25 protein-coding genes are annotated in these 25,008 nt (G+C 41.7%); 16 read left to right on the top strand and 9 right to left on the bottom strand.

From position 1 onward, the window contains the following. Positions 1-9: 9 nt before the first annotated feature. The 5 genes from FAZ15_RS16325 (at position 10) to FAZ15_RS16300 (ending at position 6,508) form a co-directional block, all read left to right on the top strand. Positions 10-3,438 carry a DUF6443 domain-containing protein gene (locus FAZ15_RS16325; RefSeq protein WP_136902393.1) on the top strand — a complete coding sequence of 1,143 codons (3,429 nt, stop codon included), beginning with the start codon at positions 10-12 and terminating at the stop codon, positions 3,436-3,438. Between the two features lie 555 nt (positions 3,439-3,993). After that, the gene (locus tag FAZ15_RS16315) at positions 3,994-4,293 is read left to right on the top strand and encodes a hypothetical protein (RefSeq protein ID WP_136902392.1); all 300 of its coding nucleotides are present in this window, start codon (positions 3,994-3,996) and stop codon (positions 4,291-4,293) included. A gap of 376 nt (positions 4,294-4,669) precedes the next feature. After that, positions 4,670-5,056 (top strand): hypothetical protein, encoded by a 387-nt coding sequence (locus tag FAZ15_RS16310; protein WP_136902391.1) that lies wholly within the window; start codon positions 4,670-4,672, stop codon positions 5,054-5,056. Between the two features lie 150 nt (positions 5,057-5,206). Next, positions 5,207-5,695 (top strand): hypothetical protein, encoded by a 489-nt coding sequence (locus tag FAZ15_RS16305; protein WP_136902390.1) that lies wholly within the window; start codon positions 5,207-5,209, stop codon positions 5,693-5,695. A 318-nt stretch (positions 5,696-6,013) separates the two neighbouring features. Further along, the gene (locus FAZ15_RS16300; RefSeq protein WP_136902389.1) at positions 6,014-6,508 is read left to right on the top strand and encodes a hypothetical protein; all 495 of its coding nucleotides are present in this window, start codon (positions 6,014-6,016) and stop codon (positions 6,506-6,508) included. 53 nt (positions 6,509-6,561) lie between these two features. On the opposite strand, the gene FAZ15_RS16295 is transcribed toward FAZ15_RS16300, so the two are convergent. Genes FAZ15_RS16295 through FAZ15_RS22565 form a run of 4 tightly spaced genes read right to left on the bottom strand, consistent with a single transcriptional unit; the run spans position 6,562 to position 8,070 of the window. Next, positions 6,562-7,191 carry a hypothetical protein gene (locus FAZ15_RS16295; RefSeq protein WP_136902388.1) on the bottom strand — a complete coding sequence of 210 codons (630 nt, stop codon included), beginning with the start codon at positions 7,189-7,191 and terminating at the stop codon, positions 6,562-6,564. Between the two features lie 24 nt (positions 7,192-7,215). After that, entirely contained in the window at positions 7,216-7,506 is a 291-nt protein-coding gene (locus FAZ15_RS16290; RefSeq protein WP_136902387.1) for a helix-turn-helix domain-containing protein, read from the bottom strand. A gap of 33 nt (positions 7,507-7,539) precedes the next feature. Further along, positions 7,540-7,848, bottom strand: a complete 309-nt coding sequence (locus FAZ15_RS16285; protein WP_202912430.1) for a type II toxin-antitoxin system RelE/ParE family toxin — start codon at positions 7,846-7,848, stop codon at positions 7,540-7,542. A 48-nt stretch (positions 7,849-7,896) separates the two neighbouring features. Beyond that, on the bottom strand, positions 7,897-8,070 hold the full coding sequence (locus FAZ15_RS22565) for a hypothetical protein (protein WP_162304982.1): 174 nt from the start codon (positions 8,068-8,070) through the stop codon (positions 7,897-7,899). A gap of 254 nt (positions 8,071-8,324) precedes the next feature. Here FAZ15_RS22565 and FAZ15_RS22895 point away from each other — a divergent pair, with 254 nt between their 5' ends. Both FAZ15_RS22895 and FAZ15_RS22890 read left to right on the top strand, forming a co-directional pair. Next, positions 8,325-8,846, top strand: a complete 522-nt coding sequence (locus FAZ15_RS22895; RefSeq protein ID WP_238387283.1) for an Rpn family recombination-promoting nuclease/putative transposase — start codon at positions 8,325-8,327, stop codon at positions 8,844-8,846. Beyond that, positions 8,791-9,267, top strand: coding sequence for a PD-(D/E)XK nuclease family transposase (locus FAZ15_RS22890; RefSeq protein WP_238387282.1), 477 nt, complete (start codon positions 8,791-8,793; stop codon positions 9,265-9,267). Before FAZ15_RS22895 ends, FAZ15_RS22890 begins: the two co-directional genes overlap by 56 nt. A 330-nt stretch (positions 9,268-9,597) precedes the next feature. On the opposite strand, the gene FAZ15_RS16275 is transcribed toward FAZ15_RS22890, so the two are convergent. The 4 genes from FAZ15_RS16275 to FAZ15_RS22555 form a co-directional block, all read right to left on the bottom strand. Continuing rightward, the gene (locus FAZ15_RS16275) at positions 9,598-10,248 is read right to left on the bottom strand and encodes a hypothetical protein (RefSeq protein ID WP_136902386.1); all 651 of its coding nucleotides are present in this window, start codon (positions 10,246-10,248) and stop codon (positions 9,598-9,600) included. A gap of 38 nt (positions 10,249-10,286) precedes the next feature. Next, positions 10,287-10,616, bottom strand: coding sequence for a type II toxin-antitoxin system RelE/ParE family toxin (locus FAZ15_RS16270; RefSeq protein WP_136902385.1), 330 nt, complete (start codon positions 10,614-10,616; stop codon positions 10,287-10,289). After that, entirely contained in the window at positions 10,606-10,815 is a 210-nt protein-coding gene (locus FAZ15_RS16265) for a hypothetical protein (protein WP_136902384.1), read from the bottom strand. The genes FAZ15_RS16270 and FAZ15_RS16265 overlap by 11 nt, the downstream gene beginning before the upstream one ends. 175 nt (positions 10,816-10,990) lie before the next feature. Continuing rightward, positions 10,991-11,158, bottom strand: a complete 168-nt coding sequence (locus tag FAZ15_RS22555) for a hypothetical protein (RefSeq protein WP_162304980.1) — start codon at positions 11,156-11,158, stop codon at positions 10,991-10,993. A gap of 59 nt (positions 11,159-11,217) precedes the next feature. Here FAZ15_RS22555 and FAZ15_RS16260 point away from each other — a divergent pair, with 59 nt between their 5' ends. From FAZ15_RS16260 to FAZ15_RS16230, 8 genes are all read left to right on the top strand, one after another. Next, positions 11,218-11,838 (top strand): Gfo/Idh/MocA family protein, encoded by a 621-nt coding sequence (locus tag FAZ15_RS16260; protein ID WP_238387300.1) that lies wholly within the window; start codon positions 11,218-11,220, stop codon positions 11,836-11,838. A gap of 41 nt (positions 11,839-11,879) precedes the next feature. Next, entirely contained in the window at positions 11,880-12,620 is a 741-nt protein-coding gene (locus FAZ15_RS16255; RefSeq protein WP_136902382.1) for a hypothetical protein, read from the top strand. 490 nt (positions 12,621-13,110) lie between these two features. Continuing rightward, positions 13,111-16,899, top strand: coding sequence for an RHS repeat domain-containing protein (locus tag FAZ15_RS16250; protein ID WP_136902381.1), 3,789 nt, complete (start codon positions 13,111-13,113; stop codon positions 16,897-16,899). A gap of 47 nt (positions 16,900-16,946) precedes the next feature. Continuing rightward, a complete protein-coding gene (locus FAZ15_RS16245; RefSeq protein ID WP_136902380.1) occupies positions 16,947-20,387 on the top strand; it encodes a DUF6443 domain-containing protein in 3,441 nt (1,146 codons plus the stop codon). 1 nt (position 20,388) lies between these two features. Continuing rightward, the gene (locus FAZ15_RS16240; RefSeq protein WP_136902379.1) at positions 20,389-20,757 is read left to right on the top strand and encodes a hypothetical protein; all 369 of its coding nucleotides are present in this window, start codon (positions 20,389-20,391) and stop codon (positions 20,755-20,757) included. 26 nt (positions 20,758-20,783) lie between these two features. Then, a complete protein-coding gene (locus FAZ15_RS16235; protein WP_136902378.1) occupies positions 20,784-21,437 on the top strand; it encodes a hypothetical protein in 654 nt (217 codons plus the stop codon). Between the two features lie 124 nt (positions 21,438-21,561). After that, the gene (locus tag FAZ15_RS22550; protein ID WP_162304979.1) at positions 21,562-21,708 is read left to right on the top strand and encodes a hypothetical protein; all 147 of its coding nucleotides are present in this window, start codon (positions 21,562-21,564) and stop codon (positions 21,706-21,708) included. A 145-nt stretch (positions 21,709-21,853) separates the two neighbouring features. Then, positions 21,854-22,648, top strand: a complete 795-nt coding sequence (locus FAZ15_RS16230) for a hypothetical protein (protein WP_136902377.1) — start codon at positions 21,854-21,856, stop codon at positions 22,646-22,648. Positions 22,649-22,874: 226 nt separating this feature from the next. Here the strand turns inward: FAZ15_RS16230 and FAZ15_RS22545 are convergent, their stop codons facing one another. Beyond that, positions 22,875-23,051 carry a hypothetical protein gene (locus FAZ15_RS22545; RefSeq protein WP_162304978.1) on the bottom strand — a complete coding sequence of 59 codons (177 nt, stop codon included), beginning with the start codon at positions 23,049-23,051 and terminating at the stop codon, positions 22,875-22,877. Positions 23,052-24,293: 1,242 nt separating this feature from the next. On the opposite strand from FAZ15_RS22545, the gene FAZ15_RS16220 reads away from it, so the two are divergent. Beyond that, complete coding sequence (locus tag FAZ15_RS16220; protein ID WP_202912429.1) at positions 24,294-24,998, top strand: hypothetical protein; 705 nt, start codon at positions 24,294-24,296, stop codon at positions 24,996-24,998. Positions 24,999-25,008 lie beyond the last annotated feature (10 nt).

The following is a 25,008-nucleotide window of genomic DNA, read 5'->3' as shown; positions in this document are numbered from 1 at the left end:
AAACTTATCATGATGAAACAGCTTATATGGATACTGCTTTTACTGGGGCTTGGTGCTGCCAACGGTCTTCGTGGGCAGAGCAGCAATAAGAACCACATACAGATGTCGACCCCCCGGGTTGCCGGGATCAAGACATTGTCGGAGCTGAGCGATCGTACCGTGGATGAGGTGAACCGGAGCGTGACCTATTTCGACGGCCTGGGCCGTCCCATCCAGACAGTGGATAGACAGGCGAGCCCCTTAAAACGAGACAACGTTCAGCATATGGAGTATGATGCGTTCGGCAGGGAAAGCAGGAGATATCTACCTTACGCGGATCAGGCCAGCGGCCTATATAGGATTGGCGGCAACACACCTGTTGCCGCGTTCTATACCAAGACCAGCGGTAGTGATATCGCCGGCGTGGCGCGCACACCAAACCCCTATGCGGTCACGGTATTTGAGAACAGTCCGTTGGACCGTGTGCTAGAGCAGGGTGCCCCCGGCATCGCCTGGCAGCCCTCGGCATCACGCGGCACGGCGGGCCGTACAGTAGTTACGGACTACGGTACGAACGTAACTGCCCAGCCCGATGCGGTGAAGCTGTGGAAGATAGAAACCAATGGTGCAACCTGTACGACAGATTATGCAGCAGGTAAACTGTATAAGACGGTAGTCAAGGACGAAAACTGGACCTCAGGAAAGAGTGGTACGGTTGACGAATATAAAGATGGGAGCGGTCAGGTCGTACTGAAGCGTATGTGGAAAGGTGAGAGCGAGAAGTTGGACACCTATTATGTTTATGACGTTTTTGGACAGCTGCGTTATGTTATTCCGCCGGCTGTTACAGCGTCATCTTTTTTGGAAAGCGACGCAGCTTTTGATCGCTATATCTATGCCTACCGCTATGACGGGAGGCGCCGTTTAACAGAGAAGAAGGTTCCCGGCAAGGGCTGGGAATATCTAGTGTATAATAAGGCCGATCAGCTGGTGCTAATCCAGGATGCTGAGCAGCGCACACGAAAGGAATGGAGCTATGTGCGTTATGACAACTTGGGACGCGCCGTATCAACCGGTCTTTATATCAATACCGTACAGACCACTCCGGCCCAGATCCGTCCGTTGGTGACTAATTTTACAGGTCCGCTGTGGGAAGACCGTAAGGGGGCGGCCAGCTATGCCAATACCACATTCCCGATCGCGGGGACAGGTATCACGATCAAACCGCTATCGGTCAGTTATTACGATGACTATAACTTTACAGGAGCATCAAACCTACCGGTACAGGGCATAACGCGCAGTGTGCTGACCCAGACGCTTCCGACGGGAAATGTGGTTTATAAGGATGATGGTACAGCACCGCTACTTACGATAAGCTATTACGATGACAGGGGCAGGATGATACAGATGGCTTCGCAGAACCATCTTGGCGGTACGGATTATGTGACCAATACCTACAGTTTCATTGGGGAAGTACTGACAAGCAGGCATGATCATAAAGCTTCACCCAGTGGGGCGGTAACCAGTGTACTCACCAGCTACACCTATGACCATGTCGGACGGCTTGTGGATACCAGGAAAACGATCAACGGTCAGTCCGAGGTTATCCAGAGCCGCCTGGTCTATAACGAAATCGGCCAGCTAAAACAAAAGAAACTACATAGCAATGATAACGGAACAAACTTCATCACCCAGGTAGATTATAGCTACAATGAACGGGGCTGGACGAGCGGGATAGTGTCGCCGCAATTCACGGAAGTACTAAAGTACAACGATCCCACGGCGACCGCTACTCCTCAGTATAACGGTAATATCTCCGAGCAGCACTGGGGCCATGGCACGACAGCTACACCCAATGTGTTCAGGTACGGCTACGATACTCTTGATAGACTGACCAGTGGTACCAGCACAGGTACGGCCATGAGCGAAGTACTGAGTTATGATAATATGGGCAATATCCTTACCCTCAAGCGTGATAATGCGACGACAACCAGTTATGCCTACACGGGTAATCGGCTTACAGGTTTATCCGGAGGTATTACGGGAAGCTATACCTATGATGCGAACGGCAATGCCAAGACAGACCGTACAGGTATGGCGTTTACCTACAACCACCTTAACCTGCCGAAGACGGCAACGAAGACAGGGGCAAGTGTATCTTACCTGTACGATGCGGCGGGATCGAAACTGCGGAGGATAGCTACTATTGGTGGCAGTACGACACAGCGGGACTATGTAGCGGGCATCGAGTACAGTAAGCTCGGGAGCGCAGCGAGCAGCCTCGAGATGGTGCATACGGAAGAAGGGTACCTGCAGCGCAATCCAGCCAATAACATTTATTCCTACCGTTACAACCTGACGGATCATCTGGGCAATGTACGTGCGACCCTACAGCCAAATGGTGCTACAACAGCCACAGTAATCCAGAACGATGACTATTATCCGTTTGGAAAGCGGAAAGGTATTCTTACATCGGGAATTAATAATTATCTTTACAATGGAAAGGAGAGGCTGGACGAGCTCGCGGGCGGCAGTCACACCTTTGGAAGTTCTTACACGCTGGAGGGGCAGTACAACTACGGTGCTAGGCTATATGATGCTGAAATAGCTAGATGGAATGTGGTGGATCCGCTGGCGGAAGCTTATTCTTCATACTCTCCTTATACCTATGTGGGGAATGATCCAGTTCTTTTTCATGACCCCAACGGTATGTACCGTGTGGATGCAAACGGAAATATTACAATCGATAATCCAAATGAGATCTCGAACTATTTTGGTTATTTAAACAATAATAGTGGAGCATCTGTAAATGATATGTTTAATTATATAAAAGCTGATAATGGGTTTTCATGGGAATTAGATGAGGTTGTTGTCAGTGGAAGTATGAGCTTTTTCGAAGGCGGGGGCTGGTTGGGAGATGTATGGAGCCGATTAGCGGAGGCTGATGGATTTGCGAGAAGGGTAAACAATATTAGGGTTCAAGCAATGAATGGAGAATACGACCGGCATTTAAATGCAGTAGGAATGATAGCTGATGGAGGGCTAGTCCGTTTCGGAGAGGCTGTTGAAAAGCGTATGAAGTGGCAGTTGAAGAGTGCTCCGTATGAGGGCTGGAAGCCAAAACCTACTACTGTGGGCATTAAAACGCCAGTGGGATCATTCACGACGAACCCGATTACTGCAAAAGTTATAGGCGGTAGCGCTACAATTGGGGGTTACGGTTTAGGGGTTTTTAATGCCATCCGAATCCGGAATGACCTTGCTACTGGAAGAATCAATGGTACAGGCGCGGCTATAGAGCAGGCATCGAATGCTTATTCCGTATTGGGTACGCATGGATTTCTATGGGGGATTGGTTGGGAAGCTGGAAGATTAATTTCAGAGACTCCAGGATGGCAGCATTGGAGAGATAAGAATGCTATACCAGTAATCAATAAAGGGATCAATCTGTTTAGATAAATATTAAATTTTAGCTGTGATAGACGTTATTTATTATCATTATTTTCTTTATTACAAAAGGTTTACTAAGGTAACAGATCTACATTTAAAAGTTGCTTTGGTTTTGGCAGCGTCAGAAAGTTTTATCATTCTCGCTATTATTGATACAATTTCTATTAAATATTTTTGCCATTTGGTTGGGGTATGGCCTATGTTTAGTGTCGCTGTAATAATGGCTATTTTTAATAGCTGGTATTATTTGAGGGGGAGAGGAGAAGATATCGTTAAAAAAAGGCCGCTATTATTCGGGAGCAAAAAGCTCTCTGTGTATGTTACACTGTTGTTCTTTCTAGTGACTTTCTCTTGGTTGTTCTGGGGTGGAATATATAGTAGGCATCTTTTTGAAAACTGTTAAGATAGTCGATTTAATGCCTAAACCACTTGTTAGTGTTATTTCACGTCGGATAGCAGAAATATTCAGCAGCGAGCCTTTCATGGGGATCCTATCAATGGCAATCCACAGGAAAATGGACATATATTCTTCGATAAGATAATGGGACACTAAAAAAGTTGAAAATGAAAATTGAAGGTATGCAGCAATTGCTATTGTTGCTTTATAGTAGGGCGAAGCAGAAATTTGAGGAATGTATCAATGATGAAGGTAACAAGTTTTTAAAAGACGAAGTAAGCATATCTCTATATGAGATTGTAATAATTGAAAAAGATATAAAAATAGTGTTTTCGCAACGGGATTTCGGGCAATATTTGTTTGAAATAAGTTTAATGTTATTTGACGGACAGAAAGAAATTGGAAAATACTTGTATATTGAAAATGAAAAGGAAGAAGCGATTGATGATAGTTTAGTGTTTTATTAAGAATACTTCTAAGACAGGAGGTAGGCTTGGAAATGCTGCAACGAGAAGCCAAATAGACGAAATATTTGACAAAATAGCTACGGCTGCTGCTCATAGACTTGGTTTCTTTCCAAAAGAGGTAGTAATTCAAAATAGTGTTGCTGAAATTCCTATAACATATATGACTTCAGTCAAATTGAGTGATATAACATCAGTTTTCAATGCATTGAAAACTAATAGAGCTACATCTGTGACAATTAATACGGGCCCGATCGTTAACCCTGTAATTATACCGAGATTATTGAATGCTGTGAAGAAGGGGTAGAATTTATGGGGTTTAAGGTGATCCAAACGGCGAATCCAAACAATATTTTCATGTTAAGTAAAGAACTATGATATGAAAAGTGTTAATATTAAGGCTAGAATTAAACGTAATTTGTTGGCCAAGCTATCTGGCAAATATTATAGGGATGAAGGCAGTGATATAATTCAGTATTTAAATAAGAATAATGTAAAAGCGTTAGTTGGAATCCAACAAGATGATGGTATTTATACTATTATAGGCACCGAAAAAATCTATTATTTGACACCTTCTATGACTAAAGGTGAAATTGTTATTGGTGATTTTTTAACAATTCTAAATCAAGTTGCTTTTACTTTTGGCAAATCCGAAAAATATGAGTTCATTAAAATTAATGAACATGATTATGTTTGGGTAATGAACTTAGAGACAATGAATGCTTTATGGAATACAATGCTTTTGCTGTATAATGCTGGAGATTAAGGACAATTGAAAGTAAATCATTAAGAATTTATTTAAATAATGTTTCTATGGATCAAAGGTACAGAACTACCTCCCTAAGTCTTAAAGGAATTCAGAGACGATGGAACGATTACGAACGCTGAGTATAACAAATTAGATAAAGGGAAAATAATGAATAAGCTAAAACTTCTATATAATAGAAAAAAATACCCCTATGTGGGTGACGCTTATGACCCAGCTGTTTTATGGGGAGAGATAATCTTAAATGTTACATGTGATAATTCGTTGGTTAAGCAGATTTTTAAAATAGAATGGGATCTTCGAGTATTACTTGATTGGTTACTTATAAACAAGAATAATATTTTGTTGGCTAGTTGTGCTTTTTTTAAAATTGAAAGCCACATTTCAGTTGCAGAAAGTGTTTATCGTTTTTACGACATAGAAGATGATCTTGATGATCAGATGGTTGATGAGATGTTCGAATTTCGGCAAAGTCATTGTTTACGATTTGGTTTGAGGGGAGTTGATATTGATGAAATTTATTTAGGTAAAAATAATAATGCGTATGAAATATCATTTTATAGTGAAAAGTTATCTTGGAAGTTTGAAATAGATATAATGGATTTTTATAGAGAGATTGAATTAGAATTAAATCATTAGCTGTTTTTCAGAAGCGTTAATGACGGAACATACATTTAAATAATAATTTTCACTTTTAAAGCAAGTAAAACACTGACGTTTGATGTCCTGTTCGTTGTTATACCAAACTGTATTTATTATTAATACAATCACGATCTATTTTTTAGGCGGACCATAACTGACCATATCGAAGCTGGAACTGCAACTAAAAATGAAGGGACTTTTTTATGCTGCTAAAATTGTTTATCCAACAGCATTTTTCTTCCATTTGCCTAGGTTTTCGTAACCTAACGCCAATGTGTTCTGTAAAGGAGATGAATCGTTATAATGGACGGTAATATGAAGGACAAAATTGAAAACTACTTGAATATTATTCATTACTGCCTTTATAAGGCTGAATACAGATTGCATTTTTTATTTAATAAAATCAATCCTGCATGGCTTTTGATGAAGATTCCTTTTATTAAAAGGAGATATGAAAAAATGGGAGTAACTCGTCAGAGTATCAATAGAGATAACAACAACTTGTGGGGAGACAAGCGGTTTGGCCTTAGTACTGTAGCTGCTGGTGGTTTTCTTTGGGGCGGTTTGGGTCTTTTCTTTTTTTCTGTTCTGATGATGTTGAAGGTGGCAATATCAACCGTGCTTATCGTAGGTTGTGCACTTGGAGCTGGTCTGATATGTTATGCGTTTGTTTTCAGGCAAGATAAATACATAAAATACTTTGATAAATACGAGAAATGGTCAAAGCAAGAAAAGCGAAAATATGGCTGGTTGACCGTGGGGTCAATACTTTTTGTCTTGCTCTCCTTTTATTTTTGTCTGGTCATTTGATATTGGAGGATAGTAACGTATTTAAGCCTTTATTTACACCTTTCTCCAATATTTCAGCACCCCGTCAATGGATTCCTTTTCAAGCATTTCATGGCGGATGCTGCACAATATCTTGATGCATTTTCGAGTTCGCTGATCTGGAACATCGCGTCACGTTCCGCGTTTAGTTTTTTGTAAATCTCTAGAGCATCGCGTTTTTGGTCGAAATATCCTTCAATGATCCATCGTTTCAATAGATCGAGGAGCGCCTTATTGGTTTTTCGGGTGCTGCCTTTCGGCGCATTTTTCTTCTTCCAGATGATGCGTGTGCCTTCGCCGCTAGGGGAGTAGACAATATGGGAGAATCCTTTGTACCCTTCGTCAGGTATCCCACCGGTATGATAGAGCTGTATATTGCCCGGTTCGGTGCTATTAGGAATTATTTTAGAAAATGGACATCCTAAGATATAGGGTAGTAGGTCGATCTGATCCTCGTTAAACCGGTTCTTGTCGCTGGGTTTGATAATGAAGCCGAAGACATAATTATTGGCTTTTCCTAGTAGAAAGGAAAGCTCATCATCACTCATGCCGATTTCATTTAGCCGCTCGATAACCTGGCAGATAATGACATAATCCATCCGGGACATAATTACGTCTGGCTTATCTGCTTTTCTTACGGATGGTCTTTGGATAACTTCGATCACACTATTAAAGATGGGCTTTAAGGGTTAAAAGTCGATTGAAATTTTTACTTTTCCGCCCAATCCTTTTTCAACGATGTCAAATAGTGTTTTTAAAGTTATATTATTTCCGTTATTCTCAATTTTTGAGATATACTCACGTTTTTTATCTACTAGATTGGCAAGTTCTGACTGTGTTAAGTGCCTCTCTTCACGAGCTTTTTTAAGAAGTAGCCCAATTTTAAAAGATTCGAAGTCTCTTTCAAGTTCATCTCGTCTTTCAGTCCCTACTTTTCCGTAGACGTCGTTCTTTATATTTTTCCAACTTTTAGTTTCCATTTTCTTTATGTTTTTGTTCGTAATATTCAGCCATTATTTTAACGCTTTTTCGATCTGATTTTTAGGTGTTTTCTGGGTTTTCTTTTGAAATCCGTTCATTAACACAACAAGCTTTTCTCCATCGAAAAAGCAAAATACCCTCCAGATGTTTGAGCCCAGCTGAATCCTCGCTTCATATAATCCTTCAGTTCCTGTCAGATGTTTTAAATAATTTGACGGGACACGTTCAAGAGTTTCAATAGCTTCAATTATTTTAAAAATCTTGTCCTGGACTTTCTTTGGCTGATCCGACAGAAAGTCCTCAAAATAGTTTTTAAAAGCTATAACTTCTCTTATTGTCATAAGATAAAGGTAATTTAAAAGTTACTTTTTAACAAATTTTAGACGTGTTTAATTTTTTCTAAATCCCTCCCACACCTTTTTGATTACGGCTTTTTCGTTAGCGTCTTTTGTGCTGAGGTGCTTGTATAGTTTGTCGAGGTCCTCAAGAACTTCGGCTTTTGGCGATGCTTTTATTCCTTCTAGTACCTCTAACACAAATGCAGGATCAGATAGCGAAACCACTACCTTGTCTACTTTGTCATGCGAATCGCTGACCTGCCAGTCGTCCGGTGGAGTGATGTCGATAACTCATATCCTAGCCTAAAAGCTTGATGGATAGCGTGTGTCTTATTACATTAAAGAGTCTGGTGGAGAATTTGGTTTGGATATACGTGGCTGTGACTTTAGATCAAGGAAAAATAAATGCTAATATTTTTAGTTTTGAGATTATTTTGATATTTTTGCTTTTGATAATAACCATTAGCTAAACAATAATTATGGCACAACCAACAAGATACATCGACATCACGACAGATTATGGTTTCAAGCGGATTTTTGGTTCCGAAGCCAATAAAGACCTGCTCATTTCTTTTTTGAATGAACTTTTCTGTGGGCGCAAAGTGATCCAGGATCTGTATTATAACAAAAATGAACACGTCGGAGAAACAGATGATATTGGTGCTGTAATCTTCGATTTGACCTGCACATCGATTGACGGTAGTCAGTTTATCATTGAAGTCCAGCGAACTCCGCAACGTAACCTAAAGAGACGGATGCTGTACTATGGTAGCAAACTTATTGCCGATCAAGCTCCAAAGGGAGGCCGTAAAGGGTGGAATTATGCTATCAGCGAAGTTTATGTCATTGTGCTGATGGATGGTTTCCCTATGCCAGGTAGGGATGGAAGCGAAGATTTTTTGCACGATATTTGTTTGAGTAAGAGAGGGTCAGGTGAAGTTTTTTATGAAGACTTGGGATTTATATACATCGAACCCCGAAGGGCTCTATCATTCCATTAAAACAAAATCATATGATAAATTGATTAACTTTACCAAAAGTGAAAAAGATCTGATCAGTGATCTGGATCGTTGGCTGCATGTACTGAAAGATATGTCCAAAATGGACAAACTACCGGCTTACCTTCGTAAGCCAATATTTGAAAGGTTGTTTAGTATTGCAGAATATAGTAAGTTAAGCAAGGAGGAACGCAGTATGTACGATGTAAGTTTAAAACGCAAATGGGATGCGGAATCAATCCGCGAAACGGCTGTTTTTGAAAGGGAGAGAGCGAAAGAAGAAGGTCGGCAACAAGGTCGTGCCGAAGGCGAACGCAAGAAGGCTATTGAAACAGCACTGAAGCTTAAAAAAATGGGAATAGCTATAGCAGATATAGCTGAAGGTACGGGGCTTTCTATCGAAGAAATTGAAAAGCTGAAATAGGCTTTTCAGTAAGTATATTATTGAGAACAGGGATTCCCGAAATGGAATCCCTGTTCTTACTTTATCAGTTGATTTTAGAAATCTAATAGTTCATTTGGAGTCACTCCAAGGGCTTCTGCTATTGGAACAAGTATATATGCTGTATCCCGAGCAGCTGTTTATTTTGTGTTGTAATGAAGGCATTAGTTCTCCTTTAGAGGATCTCATGCTACTTCTGTTGATTGAGTTTTTCTTCCAATTCGGCAATATATTTGGATTGAAGTGCCATTATCTGGTCTTTTTCCTTGATAAGTTCTTCCTGTAACTGGATTGTTTTTTCTAAACTTTTATTTACACTTTCTTCCAATATTTCAGTACCCCGTCAATGGATTCCTTTTCAAGCAGTTCATGGCGGATGCTGCACAATATCTTGATACACTTCTCGAGTTCGCTGATTTGGAACACCGCGTCACGTTCCGCGTTTAGTTTTTTGTAAATCTCTAGAGCATCACGTTTTTGGTCGAAATATCCTTCAATTATCCATAGTTTCAGCAGATCGAGCAAATATCTGTTGGTTTTTCGGGTGCTGCCTTTCGGCGCATTTTTCTTTTTCCAGATAATGCGTGTGCCTTCGCCGCTGGGGGAGTAGACAATAAGGGAGAATCCTTTGTACCCTTCGTCAGGTATCCCACCGGTATGATAGAGCTGTATATTGCCCGGTGCGGTGCCATTAGGAATGATTTTAGAAAATGGACACTTTAAAATATAGGGTAGTAGGTCGATCTGATCCTCGTTAAAGCGGTTCTTGTCGCTGGGTTTGATAATGAATCCAAAGACATAGTTGTTGGCTTTTCCCAGTAGAAAGGAAAGCTCATCATCAGTCATGCCGATTTCATTTAGCCGCTTGATAACCTGACAGATAATGACATAGTCCATCCGGGACATAATGACGTCTGGCTTATCTGCTTTTCTTATGGATGGTCTTTGGATAACTTCGATCAATGGAGTAATATTGAATGAAGGTAAAGGAGGTTTGTTTATTAAAGATTAATTTGCTGTAAAAGTAAAAGAATCTGCTTTTCAGAGATACTCGCTTTTTCAGATTTGTCGTATATGGACAGTAAGATTACCGTGTCTTCTGATACATAAAAATGGGTAATAACTCTAGCACCGCCACTTTTTCCTTTTCCTTTACTAGCCATGGCAAGCCTAACTTTAAAGCAATTGTTTCCAAGATCTGTTCCGTAAGCCGGCTTCTCCTTAAGTACGGTAACCAGTTCGAGTAACTCCGACTTTAATGAAGGAAATTTTTTCAATAACCTTTTTGCCTGTCTGTCGAAGGCACGAATTGTGATTACACTATAGCTCATTCAAAAGTTCTTCTACAGGGCGACCTTTCAACTTGCCCTGTTTAATGAGATTGACATCTTGGACAGCTTCTCGGATTTCATCCAAGAAACGACCCTCTCCCTGTTCATTTACAGAGATGGCTTTCACATAGGGGAGGTCATTCAGTAGAGCCAAAAGAAAATCAACCTTATTTTCCTTAACATCTAATACAATTTTCATATCTAATATGTTTAAATACCCATAACAGGATATAATCAAAGATACATAATAATTTTCATCTTAATAAATTGTTCTTTAAAGATGATGAAGCTATCAGATTTTTCACCCCTCTGAGTGGTTTGAATAAATCATGACGGTTTCAATTATCTATTGGACATTAGGATACACAAAAAGATTAATTAAACTCCTCCCGCACCTTTTTGATGACGGCTTTTTCGGTAGGGTCCTTTGTGCTGAGGTGTTTGTAGAGTTTGTCGAGATCTTCAAGAACTTCGACTTTCGGCGAGGCTTTTATTCCTTCTAATACCTCTAGTAAAAATACAGGGCCAGATCGTGAAACCACTACTTTATCAACTTTCTCATGCGAGTCGCTGACCTTCCAGTCGTCCGGAGTTGTATAACATGGTTGAAAATGATAATGCCATTGGCGCGCTGCGCAAAGTTGTCATCTGCGACGGACATGAAGGGCCGAAGGAGATAGGCTGTAACCAGGAGTTTCTCGATTGGCTGACTGATCCGGTGCAGAATGGAGGAGTAGCTGTTATCGACTTCGGCTGTTACGGTGCCAATCTCATGACATGGCTTATGAAAAACGAACGACCACTCTCCGTTTCGGCCACATTAAATCAAATTAAGCCTCACATTTATCCACATGTTGACGACGAAGCCACTATCGTGGTCAAATATCCAAAGGCACAGGCCATCATTCAGGGTTCATGGAACTGGCCATTTTCGCGCAAAGATATGGAAGCCTATGGCGTACATGGATATATAAAAGCACTGGATGGGAATAATATATCCTACCGCCTGAAAAATGAAAAAAGTGCTACACATACGCGTCTTTCTTTAGAGTCGATCCCGTTTGACAATCCCTTTAATTATTTTTCAGCTGCCATTCATAAAACAATAGAAGTATCAGCTGAAGATCTCTCTTCCCTGGAAAACAACCTGATTGTTATCGAGATTCTTGATGCCGCGCGCGAAAGTGCGAGCACAGGGAAGGTTATTGATTTGAGTATGTAAAATGTTTTAAACTACAAAATGGGAGTGTTTAAAAGCATGTTATGAAACTTGTTAAAATATTAGTTCTAATATTATCGGTAATTGTGGTTTTTGTAGTACTCTTCAAAGGGGCGGGGTGGATTGAAAAATATTTGGACGAAAAAGTATCTTACTTAAAATCAGAAATACCAAAAGAATTCATCACTGTATTAGATCTTGATTCCAGTGATATAAGATATTCCGAAACAATATTTATAAATAATGAGTCTATCATTTCATCATTTGAATATCAGAGTAAGGTCACTATAACTGCGATCAAGCTAAATATGTCACCGTCAAAACCCTTATATAAGGCTGTCGATCGTTATAATGATTTGACAGATCTAGGTATAGACGGAGGGATTGTCTATTCCGGTATAGATAACCAATTGATAAAATTTAAATATAGACCAAATTATTCATCACTAAAAGTCGAGTCAATAGGAATTCATCTTCCTAAATCAAGTCTTTCCAAAGATTTAATAATAAATGACAGCATTTGTGCATATTTTATAGAAAATAGTTACGGATTCAAAATAAAACTTAACGGAAATAAATATTCTGACATGTCCGCTGAAGTAAAACCTTTCAGTATTTTTGAGAAACCAGCTGTTGATAAATTATCTACTAACATGTTAATTGTATTAAAACAGCAACATGATTTTATGTATTTATTTCTGATTCATAAAATAGACAGTAATATGGAAGAAATACCTGAAAATGAATTTGCTTCGCTTGTTAAAAAAACGCTGAAATATGAATGAGATTGCTTATGCCCGTAGAAATAGGTTTTCGTTAATCCTATTCTTTGTTTTTTCTATCATTTTTGTCGTTTCTGGGATACCCGGTATTTATAAAGAATCCGTTTTATATGGTTCGGGATATTTTCAGTCTTGGACATTTTTTAAAACTGTGTTAACTTTTGTTCCGTTTGTCTTGTTTACCGTCTATATATTTTTTCTTATTCGTAGACGGTATGTGTTGGTGTTTAACGAAAGAGGAATACTAGATCAGATGTTACACTATATGCCAATATATAATTATTAATATTTTTTCTTTTTTATTAAAAAAAACACTATATTAGTAATATATTATGCTATTAACCTAAGGGGATTGAGCACGAGCTGTCAGATGGTCGCCAATTTCCATTTTTATCCGAGTACATTTACAGAGTGGTATTGCTAGGCAGGAGTCGATAAAGTGTTGTTGGAGGCATCTCCATTTCTCATATTAAACCATTATCAATGCCCTAATATGAAAAGATACGCATTATTATTTTCTGTTTTCCTATCGTTTGCGCATACAGTACTGTGCCAGGATTTTGTTAAGGTTCCGGTAAGCCCCGAAGCCTCTGCGCTTATCAAGCAGACCGAATATCCGGTCGATCTCAGCCGGGGTCTGGTCAACATCAGTATCCCCCTTATGGAGATGGGGATCGGAGACCTGGTCGTACCAGTTGCGCTCAGCTACCATGCGGGCGGATTCCGGAAAGACGAACGGGCGACCCGTGTAGGGCTGGGCTGGAGCATGAGCTGTGATCTGCAAATTAGCCGTGTCATCAACGACAAGGATGATTTTGGCTCCCGAGGATATGTCAACAATCAATTGATCAAGGGAGGTGTAGGTTATACTTACGACTTTCCTAGAAATAGTAATTTCATTAACGGTAACCTATATGAGATGTATTTCGACAATATAGACGGGAGCCCGGATAAATTTAGCTATAGCCTGTTAGGTAAATCAGGGACTTTTGTTGCACAGAAAAATTTCGATGGGGCAGGATACGAATTTGTGACTATACCGTATGACAATATGAAGATCAGTTTCAGTGACGGTGAGTTTACGGTCGTGGACACGGATGGTACGGTTTATAAGTTTGGTAGGAAAAACAGTGAAGTGGGGCCGCTAAATGTGAGTGACGAAAGTGTGCTCCAACATCTGATTGAGCTGACCGGAGACAATATCACGACTTGGAAATGTCATAAGATAATATCGGCCACAGGATTCAACGAGATCACGTTCCAGTATGAGAACAAACAGGTCGAGTATGCCGGAAATTCGGATGATGAAGTGGTGGTGTACAAGAACGAATCGTACCATCCTTCAAACCAGGACTGGTTTGAAGGGAACAATATGAACATTTCTCCCTGGACAGACTGGTATCAGATACTGCCGGCAAAGGATTATAAAATAGGACATCTTTCCAAGCCACTGATCGAAGAAAGGTACGGCGGATATTCCGATCATGTTGTTTATAAGATACCGTATTATAATTATACGACGGGAAATCTTGATTTCAAGGCCGTCGATGATCAAACGGAAAACAACTATTCACATTCGCAGATCAGGGGACTCTCACTCCGGAAGATAATAACCAGAACAGAATTTATAGAATTTCTGGGAGCGGATGAAATGACCAAAATATTACGCAAAAGATCCAATGGCACATTAATCAAGACCGTGGATCTCTTTGCCTCATCGGCTTCTAGTTATAGCGAAGGCTACCCGATGCCCACCCGATACCTTGATTCGCTCCACACTTACGGGGCAGACACACTGGCCAAAGAACGTTATGGCCTCCAATATTACAGCAAGTTTGCGTTCGGAAGTTATATGAAGGGGACAGATATGTGGGGATTTGTAAATGATGTAACGTTTGATGCCGCAGGGTATTATCAATACAATCTCGGTACCATTCCCCGTCAACAGCTTCCTGTCGGCAGTTACCTGAATAATGCAAATCAGGTCATGGTTACCAATACCACTGTCCCCATAGGACATCATTCTTCACAGCATCTTTTGCACCCGGACCGCACAGGTCTACTAAAAGGAATGTTAAAGTTTATTGTATATCCCACAGGGCTTTTTACCGAATTCGATTATGAACCCCATCAGTACCGGGAAGATTATTCGAAAGAATATGTATCTCAATCCGTCGCCGTTGAAGCGGGAGGGCTCCGTATCCGTACCATCAATTATGGCGACCTCAACGGTAACAGGTTCATCAAGCAGGAGAATTATGTTTACGGTCTCCATGAAGATGGGACCGGCGTGGCGCTTGTTAAACCGCCCCGTTCCAAGGCCCATCGGGCGATGAACTTTGTGGGCATCATATCCGATCCGACCTATCAGGTGTATTATAGAAGGAATATGCATACGCCTCCAAATGCGTATAGTGAATTTATCACGATGGATACCGTGTATCGTTACCGGAGCGGAAACTACCATAACTACACAATGCCCAATGGTTCTCCAGTGCATTACAACCATGTAACAAGGTATGTGCAGGATTACGGACAGGGCAACGGTAAGACGGTATATGAATATTATTCCCCGGACCATTATATGGATACTTACGAACGTGCACTTTTTGCCAGGTATAAAGTACCGGGGTTCGACGTAGGATATCTGAAGATCCCTTACACGATGGGCCTGCTGAAGTCCGTGACGGTATTCGGCAGGCATGCCGATGCCGGTCAGCGATTTAGGAAATTAAACCAGAAACGGTATGCCTATACCAGGTACCAGAACAGCCTGGTCATAAGAACGGCGCTGGCGCGTCCCAAGTATATTTTCCGTGCGCTGGATAGCAATGCGCCCTATAGCGATGGGCTTTATAATTACGATCCGTACAATCCGGCAACGGGGCTGGGGCCGGGGTATCCGTATGACCTTTTTTATCACGAGCAGTACACTATCCGTTCGGGACGAATGCTGCTGGAATGGGAAGCAGAGACCAGCTATGATGAGCTGGGCGATTCGGTATCCACAGAAAAAAGTTATGGCTATGCCATGCTGCCCTATATGAAGCCATCTTCGGTGCAGACGACGGATAGCGAAGGGCGTACGGTGCTTACAAATAGCTGGTATAGCTATGATTTCAACGATCCGCTGAATCTCGCCTTAAAGAACAGAAATATACTGGATCCCGTCATCGAGACTTTAAAGCGTATAGATAATGAAGAAATCCTTAGGACCAAAGTGGAATACGGTGAACACAATATGCTGAATACGTTTTATGCACCCAAGCGGATATGGGAATCCAGTAACGGCGGGGCTTATCGTACGGTGGGGTCCTACGAACTGTATGACGCCTATGGAAATATACTGGAATATCGCGGAAGGGACAGCATTCCGGTAAGCGTCGTATGGGGGTACAACAATACCCGGCCGGTGATCATGGCCCGAAATGCACATTATTCAACAAATCCATACCGTACACATGCCACCATAAACAATCCGGCCTCCCATTCTGCACTCCATAATTTCCTGGTTTCAAACCACGGAGCGATGTACGGACAAAACAGTTATGTGAAATACTTCACCTACGACTTTAACGGCAACCTCATGACGCTCACAGATGAAAAACTAATGACCTCACACTATTCCTACGACGGTCTAGATAGGCTCAGGGAAGTGAGGGATCACGAAAACCGTATAATAAAGACCCATGAATACAGTTTCTTCAACTGGACCTCCACCGGGGGGATCCCATCCTTTAGCCGACCGGTAATGGAATCCATCGGATGGCAAGGGGCGGTATGGCACCTGTACAATTCGGTGTTCTACGGAGGAAAAACGTTTTCGAGCAATATTGAGTCGGCGACTGCACAAGCTAGGGAAGAATTATTGAACGCCTCTTATTATAACCTCGATTATTCCGACACTACGCTGTATATCAAGGAATCCCCGGGCGACCCATTTGTGGAGATAGAATTCGTCAATGTATTCCATTCCTATTACTACGACTATCCAAAATACGCCTATGTGGATCTTGTCCAAAATGGGCATGTGGTGGTGTCGCGGAAGCTGTTCTTCAATGATGTTTATGATTATCCGTTAAATACTGTGACCTTGCGCGTACCGGCCGGTACGTATACGCTGAGTTTCAGGGTCGATCCGTCCACCAAATATGAGGACGGCTTCTTCGCGAACTTTGAGATAGACAACAGGACAACGAGCAGTTCATCGGTCGTCCAGCACGGGAGCAGCTATACTTTCGCAACGGGGAATTCATACGAGCTCTGGCTTACCAATTTTTAGTACAGGGCGATGAAGAACAACATGCAAACCGATAAGACTATTCAGCTATGAAGATCGACAGAATCCTTTCCCTTCTGCTGGCCACCGTATCCGTATTTTTGTGGAATGGTACACAGGGACAGACCAGCAACCAAAATTATACCGTGGAGACCGTCACACGGCGTCCCTATAGCAGCGCGGCAGCCCTAACGGGCAAGCCCGTGGATTCGGTGAACCGGACGGTCCGCTACTATGACGGTATCGGCCGCCCCCTGCAGGAGATACAGTGGCAGGGCAGTACGGCAAAAAAGGATATTGTACAGCACATGGAATACGATGCCAACGGCCGTGAGAGTAAAAAATATTTACCCTATAGCGAGCAGACTGCCAACAATGCTTCCTTTGTGGCGGCGGCCGGGAATAGACAGGCAGCCTATTATGCCGGTAGCGGGAGCTGGGATACGCACGTGAAGAAGACCGTATATCCATATACCAGGACAGTCTTTGAAAATAGCCCGTTGGACCGGTCGGTACAGACCGGGTTCCCGGGGCAGATCTGGCAGCCGCTGTCGGATACCATCGCGGGTTCCGGCCATACGGTGGGCATGGAGTACAGCTTCAACGGTACCGGTGAGGTAGGGCTCTGGAGTATGTATGGCAGTTCAGGTGTGGCAACGTCCGGCGACTATCCGCCGGGAAGACTTATCAAGACGACAAGCTATGATGAGAACAATCCCCAGAGGATCAGAGCAGGATCCATTGAGGAATTCCGTAATCTTGAGGACCGGGTGGTGCTTCGGCGGATATGGCAGAGCGGTGCGGAATCTCTGGATACCTATTATCTGTACGATCGGTCGGGCAACCTGATCTATGTGATCCCTCCCGGCGTGACCGGTACGCTGGTTTCGGAAGATTTTAGCGGAGATCCCCATGATGTTGCTTTCCGGGAATATGTCTATGCGTACAGATATGACGGGCTGAACCGCCTTGTGGCAAAAAAGATACCGGGCAAGGGTTGGGAATGGATCGTGTACAATACAAATGATCAAGTCGTACTGACACAGGATGCCCTGCAGCGTAGCAGTGGGAGATGGACCTATCGGAAGTACGATGTACTCGGCCGCGAAGTATCCACGGGTATCTATACGAATCCGGCATTGAGTACACGGGAACTCGCCCAGTCTGCAGTTGAAGGTGTAACCCTGAAATGGGAATCCCGTCAGGATTCGGTCTACAGCAACACAGCCTTTCCCACTACGGGATACGTACCACATCTGGTCAGCTATTACGATAACTATGGCTTTGAGGGCGCCTATAAGCTTCCCGCATCGGGCGTCTCCGGGAGCGGTAAAGTCAAAACATTGCTCACAGGGACGAAGGTGTATAAGGACGATGGAACATCCCCGCTGCTGACAGTGAATTATTATGACGACCAGGGACGGTTGATCCAGTCGGCCGGGCAGAACCAGTTTACCGGAGGTACCGATTACATTACCAATACCTACAATTTTCCCGGAGAACTGCTGACCAGCACACGCGTACATAGACCCTCGGCATCTGGAACTGCGACGACCATCGTTACGACCAATAGCTACGACCACGTAGGCAGATTGAAGGAGACCAGAAAGAAGGTGAACACGCAGACGGAGATCGTGCAGAGCCAGCTGGTGTACAACGAGATCGGACAGCTGAAGCAGAAGAACCTGCATGTAAACGGAGCGACCAACCAGCAGGAAATATATTATACCTATAATGAGCGGGGCTGGACCACAGGGATCAACAATCCGGATGTGCTTACCGACAAACGCCGCTTTGCGATGCAGCTCAACTATGGCAACAATCCACAGGCTTACAACGGTAACATCGGTTCCATCGTGTGGAATACCAAGGTAACAACCACGCAGACGCAGACCCCGTTGCAGAGCTATATCTATACATATGACCCGCTCAACAGGCTGAAGAAAGCCGCCTACAGCGCCACGGGCAAGAATAATTTCTTCAACGAAGAGCTGGCCTATGACAGTATGGGCAATATCGATACACTACGGCGCAGCAGCGGCAGTGCCGGCTGGCACAACCACTTTAAGTACAGTTACACCGGTAATAGATTAAACGGCGTGGCCGATGCCGGGACAGCAGCAAGGAGTAATACATTTACCTATGATGCCAATGGCAATGCGATCACGAATAGCCGGCTGGGTATTACGAATATCGAATATAATTATCTAAATTTACCCAAGAAGTTCGTTAAGGGAGCCCAGCAGCTGCTATACACCTACGATGCCACGGGCAGGAAACTGACCAAGCAGCTGGGCACTGGCGTGACACAATATGTGGATGGGATCCAGTATAAGAACGGTGTTCTTGAGTTCATTCAGACGGAGGAAGGGCGTATCCTTCCCAATGGCAGTTCTTTTATTTATGAGTATTTCCTCAAGGACCATCTGGGCAACACACGTGCCATCATAGACCACACGGGGGCGGTTAAGCAGATCCAGGATTACTATGCCTTCGGTATGGAGATGAATACGGGCGCAGGCCTGAATTCAGCGATAAACCTTTACAAGTACAGTGGGAAAGAAAAGCAGACGGAGATAGGACTGGACCAGCTTGACTTCGGAGCGCGTTTTTACGATGCGGAGATAGGTAGGTGGAGCGTGCTGGATCCCCTGGCGGATCAGATGCGTAGGCACAGTCCCTATAACTATGCGTTTAACAATCCGATTCGGTTTATCGATCCGGATGGGATGAGTTCAATAGAATTCGAGGGTGGAGCGGCCCAATTTGCTTTTTCGTATTTAAAGCAATCGATTCTTGGAGGAAGGAGTAGTCGGGATCTGGAGGGAGCAGAGGAAGATCCGCCAAAGAAAAAGAAAAGAGGATATTGGAATTCATTTTTTCAAGCAACAAATGATTATGACCCATTCCATAGAATGGGACAGACATATACGAGATACCTGGGCGAAGGACCAGGTGCATTAATAGATGATTTTGGACAAATGATGGGAGGGTTTACTTATGCTGTAGGTAGCCTGTTTTTTTCAGAAACGTATGTAAATAGTTATTACAATATCGAAAATTACGCAAATGCTTCTCCTGAAGAGAGAGGAGCTGCGGATGGAGCTGCTGTTGCTTCTATGATTGAGGCGGGAGCTACTTATGCGCCGTTGGCCGCGTATAGTCCGATGGCATTGGCTACACTCAGAGGATTAAGCGAGTTTGAAATTGCAATTTACAGAGTTTATGGTGGGAATGCTTCCATGTATGGTAAATCATATTCAGTTATTAATCCGTTATATGTACCGAATTATAGGAATTTCGCAGGTCTTCCTGACGTCAATAGTGGAACCTATCTTCTAAAGGGGTACGTTCCGTTGAAAGATATCAAGGTTGGGAGGTGGTTTGCTGCACCTCTGGACGGTAGAAGAGGTGGCTTACCGTTTGAGCTGTATCAAAACTTTAATCAATTGCGAAGACCTTCGAATATAATACTTAAAAAAAGATTTTAATATGTTTAGCTTTTGGAAAAAAAATAAAGACAAATTGGAGGAAAATAGAAGGGAGTCATTTGCAATCATTCTAGCTAATACTGCTAAAATTCTAGAAGAGGCTGATTTGTTAAAACATGCGGAGATAGTTAGCAGTATTGCTAAGGCCCTATATATAAAAGACGATAAAGAATTTATTAAGCGTATAAATGGGGTTGAAATGTGGGGCGGGGCGGGAGCTGTGTGGGAAGTTTATATAGACAATAAGGGCGCCAAAAAAGAGTTTGAGAAGGAAATGATTCGATTAATTGACTTAATGGAGGATGTTGGTATTCTCGGAAGGGGAATAAAGCCAATTCGAAAGATATTCATAAATGAATCCATAAAGTAAGTTTACTGCTTAAATCTACTGCTAATATGTTTCGATTTTTAAAGAATAAAAGCAAGTTTGTACAAGATTGGGAAAAGCAAACATTTAAAAAAATATTTGAAGACCTGGGCGTTGAATTCGATACTTTTAGTAAACAGATGCAATATACCCAAAAGATTAAAATGGATGAGACTAGCAAGTCGTGTTTTTATAGCTTGATTTACCCAGTTTCGTTTTACAAAGATTTTGAAAACAGACTTGATACAAATTTTAAGATAGAAAATATTAAAGTACATAACTTGAAAAATAAGGAATCGATGTTTATTACTCTATATTTCGCAAGTAATATTTTTCTAGCATACTCCACCAGTTTGGCAAGGAGTAAATTTGAGTTCGATTATAAGAATATTGATCTGAGTGGGATAAAAATTGCCATGTGGGGGGATACAGAAGGCCTGCAAGTGCTAGAACTTTTAACCAAAGAAGAAGAGCATTACGTGAATTCCGGAGATATCTATATTTCAAAGATTGAGGGGAAAGAATATTTTCATTTAAAAGAGCTGGAAGATGGGGATTTTGTTGGGATAGATAAGGACAGTAACGTCTTTGTAATTACACATGACCCTTTGGAGGTAAAGCCTTTTGAAAGGGGGAAATTGTTGGACGTCTTGAAGTCCTCAAGTGATGGTCATGATGCCTAGGACAGGGGTAAGCACGTCTTACCTGTACGAGGCGACGGGATCGAAACTGTACGGGATAGCTACTATCGGTGGCAGTACGCATAGCGGGACTACGTAGCCGGCATCGAGTACCGTAAGCCCGGAAGTGCATCGAACAGCATCCAGATGGTTTATACGGAAAGAAGATTATCTGCAGCGCAATCCCAATGATAATCTCTCTTCGTACCGTTATAGCCTGACGGATCATCTCGGCAATGTCCGTGCCATGCTAAAACGTGCAAGTGGCGCGTAGGGGAGATGATCTAAAAACAGAACTACCATTAACGGGCAAGACGAAAAACCGTAAAACCATGCCTGGGTTTGATATTGTCATTTAGGCCATAAAAGGGGAAGCTGAACTTGCGGATTATATCAGCTTGAATTATAAAGATAATAATATGAAAGTTATTAGAAGGATCTTTGGAAATTTAGATACCAAGGACAATAAAGATTTTATTGAGAAAATTTTTAATACCTCTTTTGAATGGGGTTATTTTACAAAGGATGTTGATGAGAAGTCTCAAGAATATAAGCAAGTTAGAGAGGTTATAACTAAAAATGGTTGGCACGATTCTGTAATTGGTACTGAGTTCTCAAAGCAAGAGGTTTATAACGCGGAAATTTTATACTTTGTAGGAGCTAGGGCATTTTCATATCCAGAGCCGCAAAGTCCCTCGTTTTTAGAATCAACTTATTTCGATAGTTGTAAAGAGTGTGGTATATATGGTGAGCAGAAGGCTGACTTTGTAATAAAGAAACAACCCATTTTAGGTTCTGGCGGATTGGGCACATTACACTGGGTATATGATGAACTTTTTAGCACTTACGAAGTCTACAAAAATTATTTTGAAGGTTTAAATATGGATTTCAGACCTGTTAAACTCATGAACAAAAAGGTGTCAGCTGAAAATATAATTCAATTGATTATACCTTTACACAATACTAGTTTAGAGATGGCTAGGTTTGAAAGTTCATCATGTGAAGTTTGTGGGAGAATTAAGTGTTCTCCAAGTATACATGGCTTTTTTCCATTGCCAAAAGGAGATTTCTTTCATATTACTAAAACTAATGAGTTTTTTGGCAGTGGACATTCGGCTTCTCATAGGATTTTGGTTACTAACGCAATGATGCAACAAATGATTCAACATAAGATGGCTAAATATCATCAATTTGTACCATGCAGAGCCGAGTAAAGAAAATAGGAACAAACATAAAAGCGTTATCAATGTCGATTCGCTATTTTAGAATAAAAATTACACTTTCTTCCAATATTTCAGCACCATTTAGCCGCTTGATAACCTGGCAGATAATGACATAGTCCATCCGGGACATAATGACGTCTGGCTTATCTGATTTTCTTACGGATGGTCTTTGGACAACTTCGATCAATGGAGTAATATTGAATGAAGGTAAAGAATATTATCCTCTGATTTTGTATCCAGGGATATATAGTGGTTCGAATTGTACCAAATTTTCGGACATGCCCTTAAATCTGTTCTCCTTCTTCTCAGCTGGAACAGCATGCTGAGCCTTGGCAGCTTTATAAGCTTCCCTAGGGCTTTCACACTTAATTTGTTTCTGCAAAGATTTCTTCATATCGTTTTACTATACCCTCAGTACTCTTACTAAGTATGTTAGGTATTACAAAGATAACAGAATTTTTTGAGTTTCCGAAAACTTTGTAACCGTCCTGAAACGAACGTCTTAGGATTTCAGAATAGGTTTTGTATCGCTTATTATTATCATTGGAGTCTTCCTGTATCAGATTAACTGCCGGAAATCCCCATATCCTTAGCCCGTATCTGTTTTGAAAAATTACCATGATATCCATGAGAGTGCCCCCAATCCTGCCGAAAGAGTTTTGTTTGCTCAACATTCGATAACGTAAATCTTGTATCGAGTCCAATGAATATATCTCTCTACCTTTGTAATAGAAGGAGAGGTGGGCTTACTCTTGTTCTCGTTTAGGGGCTTCCTAGGGCCTTCGGTGGGGAATAGGGTAAGATCCACCTCTTTTTTGGATTTTCCTTTCATATAGATTCATTGCTCAATTGTCTTGGTTGTAAACTCATTGAGCATGGAAAAGAAAAAACAACGACTTAAAAATTTGATTGCGCCGCCGGAATAATTTGACGGACAAAAGCCATTATGGCCTATCCGAAAATGCGAGAAATCAAACCCTATAATCTGATTATGAACACTGTCCAAAACCGCATTCGGATTTTTTACAAACTATTTTTTTAACTATAGAGGAACTTCTAGAAGTTAGGCTATTACGCGCCTACCGCAGATTGCTTCCAAGGGCACGGCCCACTTTAAGGTATACAAGCAAGACTTAGACGACCGCACGAAGTCCAATATCCGACTGTTAGGTCCTGATGAACGTGTTTTGGAAGTCGCACAGATGCTAAGTGGTTCAAATCCTGGAGATGCCGCACTTCAACATGCGAATGAGTTGTTGGGGTAGTTTTTTTGTTTTTCTCGTAAACCTTTTATAATTTTATTGGAAATCAATTGTTAAGAAGTATATACTATAAAAAGACCAGTAGTTAACGAAAATAAAATATGCCTGTCGACCTTGATCTCCTTAGTATAAGTTTATAAATTGATTTAGCTCTTGTAGTTTATAATAGGAATTTTTGTACTTCCAAATTGTGAATTACCCGGGTTTAAATCGTTGCGATAACGAGTTTTAAAATCATGATGCGAATAGCTATTAAGCGTCTGGATTGAGGTTATAATTACTTCTTTCTAAACTCTTATATGAAGAGCGCCATGGATGCCGTATATAATTACGACGAATAGAATTTATCACGATCTACTTTATAACTACTATTTATGCGATTTAAATCTTTTCTAACCTCTGGAATAATATTGTTCCTCTTATTAACTTGTTCCTCGACACCGTTTGCGCAATCCGCTAACCTCACTGTTGAGGACAGTAGAGATGTTAGTACACTTCCTACTAGCTTTCCGAGGATGTTAAAAGCCTCGTTTAAGCGAAATACCAGCCTGGGCTTGCCTGCCGACGGTAATTATTCAACACTATTAAGTCTCAGAGGCTGGTCGGATGATTCCGGCGGTCCTGCTCATGAGCTAGCTTTTTCACAGAGTCGAGGTTTGTATTATCGTTCTGGCACCACGACTAATGGTTGGTCGGCCTGGAGACGTGTTTTGGTAGAAAATATTTCAGGAAATGTCGGTATCGGTATAGATGTTCCACAGGAAAAACTTTCCGTTAATGGTAATATCCGCGCCAAAGAGATCAAGGTTGAAGCAGCGAATTGGCCTGATTATGTTTTTACAAGCGATTATGAGTTACAGTCGCTAAAGGAGGTTGAGAATTACATCAAGAAATACGGTCATCTGCCACATGTTCCCAAAGCTGATGAAGTAGATGCAAATGGAATCTCCCTAGGAGAGATGAACAAGATATTACTTCAAAAAATCGAAGAGTTGACATTGCACTTGATTGAAAAGGATAAGAGGGTCACATACCTTGAGGAGAGAATGTTACGTCTAGAGAATCATGCAGATAAATAGGTAATTATTA

Source organism: Sphingobacterium olei (assembly GCF_005048855.1).
GTDB classification, from domain to species: Bacteria; Bacteroidota; Bacteroidia; order Sphingobacteriales; family Sphingobacteriaceae; genus Sphingobacterium; species Sphingobacterium olei.
Note: the sequence above shows the minus strand (reverse complement) of the source record. Positions and strands in the feature narration are given on the sequence as shown.

Bases quoted from the DNA above. Each gene is read 5' to 3' on its own strand.
- FAZ15_RS16325 (WP_136902393.1), top strand. From the start codon at position 10: ATGATGAAACAGCTTATATGGATACTGCTTTTACTGGGGCTTGGTGCT.
- FAZ15_RS16315 (WP_136902392.1), top strand. From the start codon at position 3,994: ATGAAAATTGAAGGTATGCAGCAATTGCTATTGTTGCTTTATAGTAGG.
- FAZ15_RS16310 (WP_136902391.1), top strand. From the start codon at position 4,670: ATGAAAAGTGTTAATATTAAGGCTAGAATTAAACGTAATTTGTTGGCC.
- FAZ15_RS16305 (WP_136902390.1), top strand. From the start codon at position 5,207: ATGAATAAGCTAAAACTTCTATATAATAGAAAAAAATACCCCTATGTG.
- FAZ15_RS16300 (WP_136902389.1), top strand. From the start codon at position 6,014: ATGAAGGACAAAATTGAAAACTACTTGAATATTATTCATTACTGCCTT.
- FAZ15_RS16290 (WP_136902387.1), bottom strand. From the start codon at position 7,506: ATGGAAACTAAAAGTTGGAAAAATATAAAGAACGACGTCTACGGAAAA.
- FAZ15_RS16285 (WP_202912430.1), bottom strand. From the start codon at position 7,848: ATGACAATAAGAGAAGTTATAGCTTTTAAAAACTATTTTGAGGACTTT.
- FAZ15_RS22895 (WP_238387283.1), top strand. From the start codon at position 8,325: ATGGCACAACCAACAAGATACATCGACATCACGACAGATTATGGTTTC.
- FAZ15_RS22890 (WP_238387282.1), top strand. From the start codon at position 8,791: ATGAAGACTTGGGATTTATATACATCGAACCCCGAAGGGCTCTATCAT.
- FAZ15_RS16270 (WP_136902385.1), bottom strand. From the start codon at position 10,616: ATGAGCTATAGTGTAATCACAATTCGTGCCTTCGACAGACAGGCAAAA.
- FAZ15_RS16265 (WP_136902384.1), bottom strand. From the start codon at position 10,815: ATGAAAATTGTATTAGATGTTAAGGAAAATAAGGTTGATTTTCTTTTG.
- FAZ15_RS16260 (WP_238387300.1), top strand. From the start codon at position 11,218: ATGGTTGAAAATGATAATGCCATTGGCGCGCTGCGCAAAGTTGTCATC.
- FAZ15_RS16255 (WP_136902382.1), top strand. From the start codon at position 11,880: ATGAAACTTGTTAAAATATTAGTTCTAATATTATCGGTAATTGTGGTT.
- FAZ15_RS16250 (WP_136902381.1), top strand. From the start codon at position 13,111: ATGAAAAGATACGCATTATTATTTTCTGTTTTCCTATCGTTTGCGCAT.
- FAZ15_RS16245 (WP_136902380.1), top strand. From the start codon at position 16,947: ATGAAGATCGACAGAATCCTTTCCCTTCTGCTGGCCACCGTATCCGTA.
- FAZ15_RS16240 (WP_136902379.1), top strand. From the start codon at position 20,389: ATGTTTAGCTTTTGGAAAAAAAATAAAGACAAATTGGAGGAAAATAGA.
- FAZ15_RS16235 (WP_136902378.1), top strand. From the start codon at position 20,784: ATGTTTCGATTTTTAAAGAATAAAAGCAAGTTTGTACAAGATTGGGAA.
- FAZ15_RS16230 (WP_136902377.1), top strand. From the start codon at position 21,854: ATGAAAGTTATTAGAAGGATCTTTGGAAATTTAGATACCAAGGACAAT.
- FAZ15_RS22545 (WP_162304978.1), bottom strand. From the start codon at position 23,051: ATGAAGAAATCTTTGCAGAAACAAATTAAGTGTGAAAGCCCTAGGGAA.
- FAZ15_RS16220 (WP_202912429.1), top strand. From the start codon at position 24,294: ATGCGATTTAAATCTTTTCTAACCTCTGGAATAATATTGTTCCTCTTA.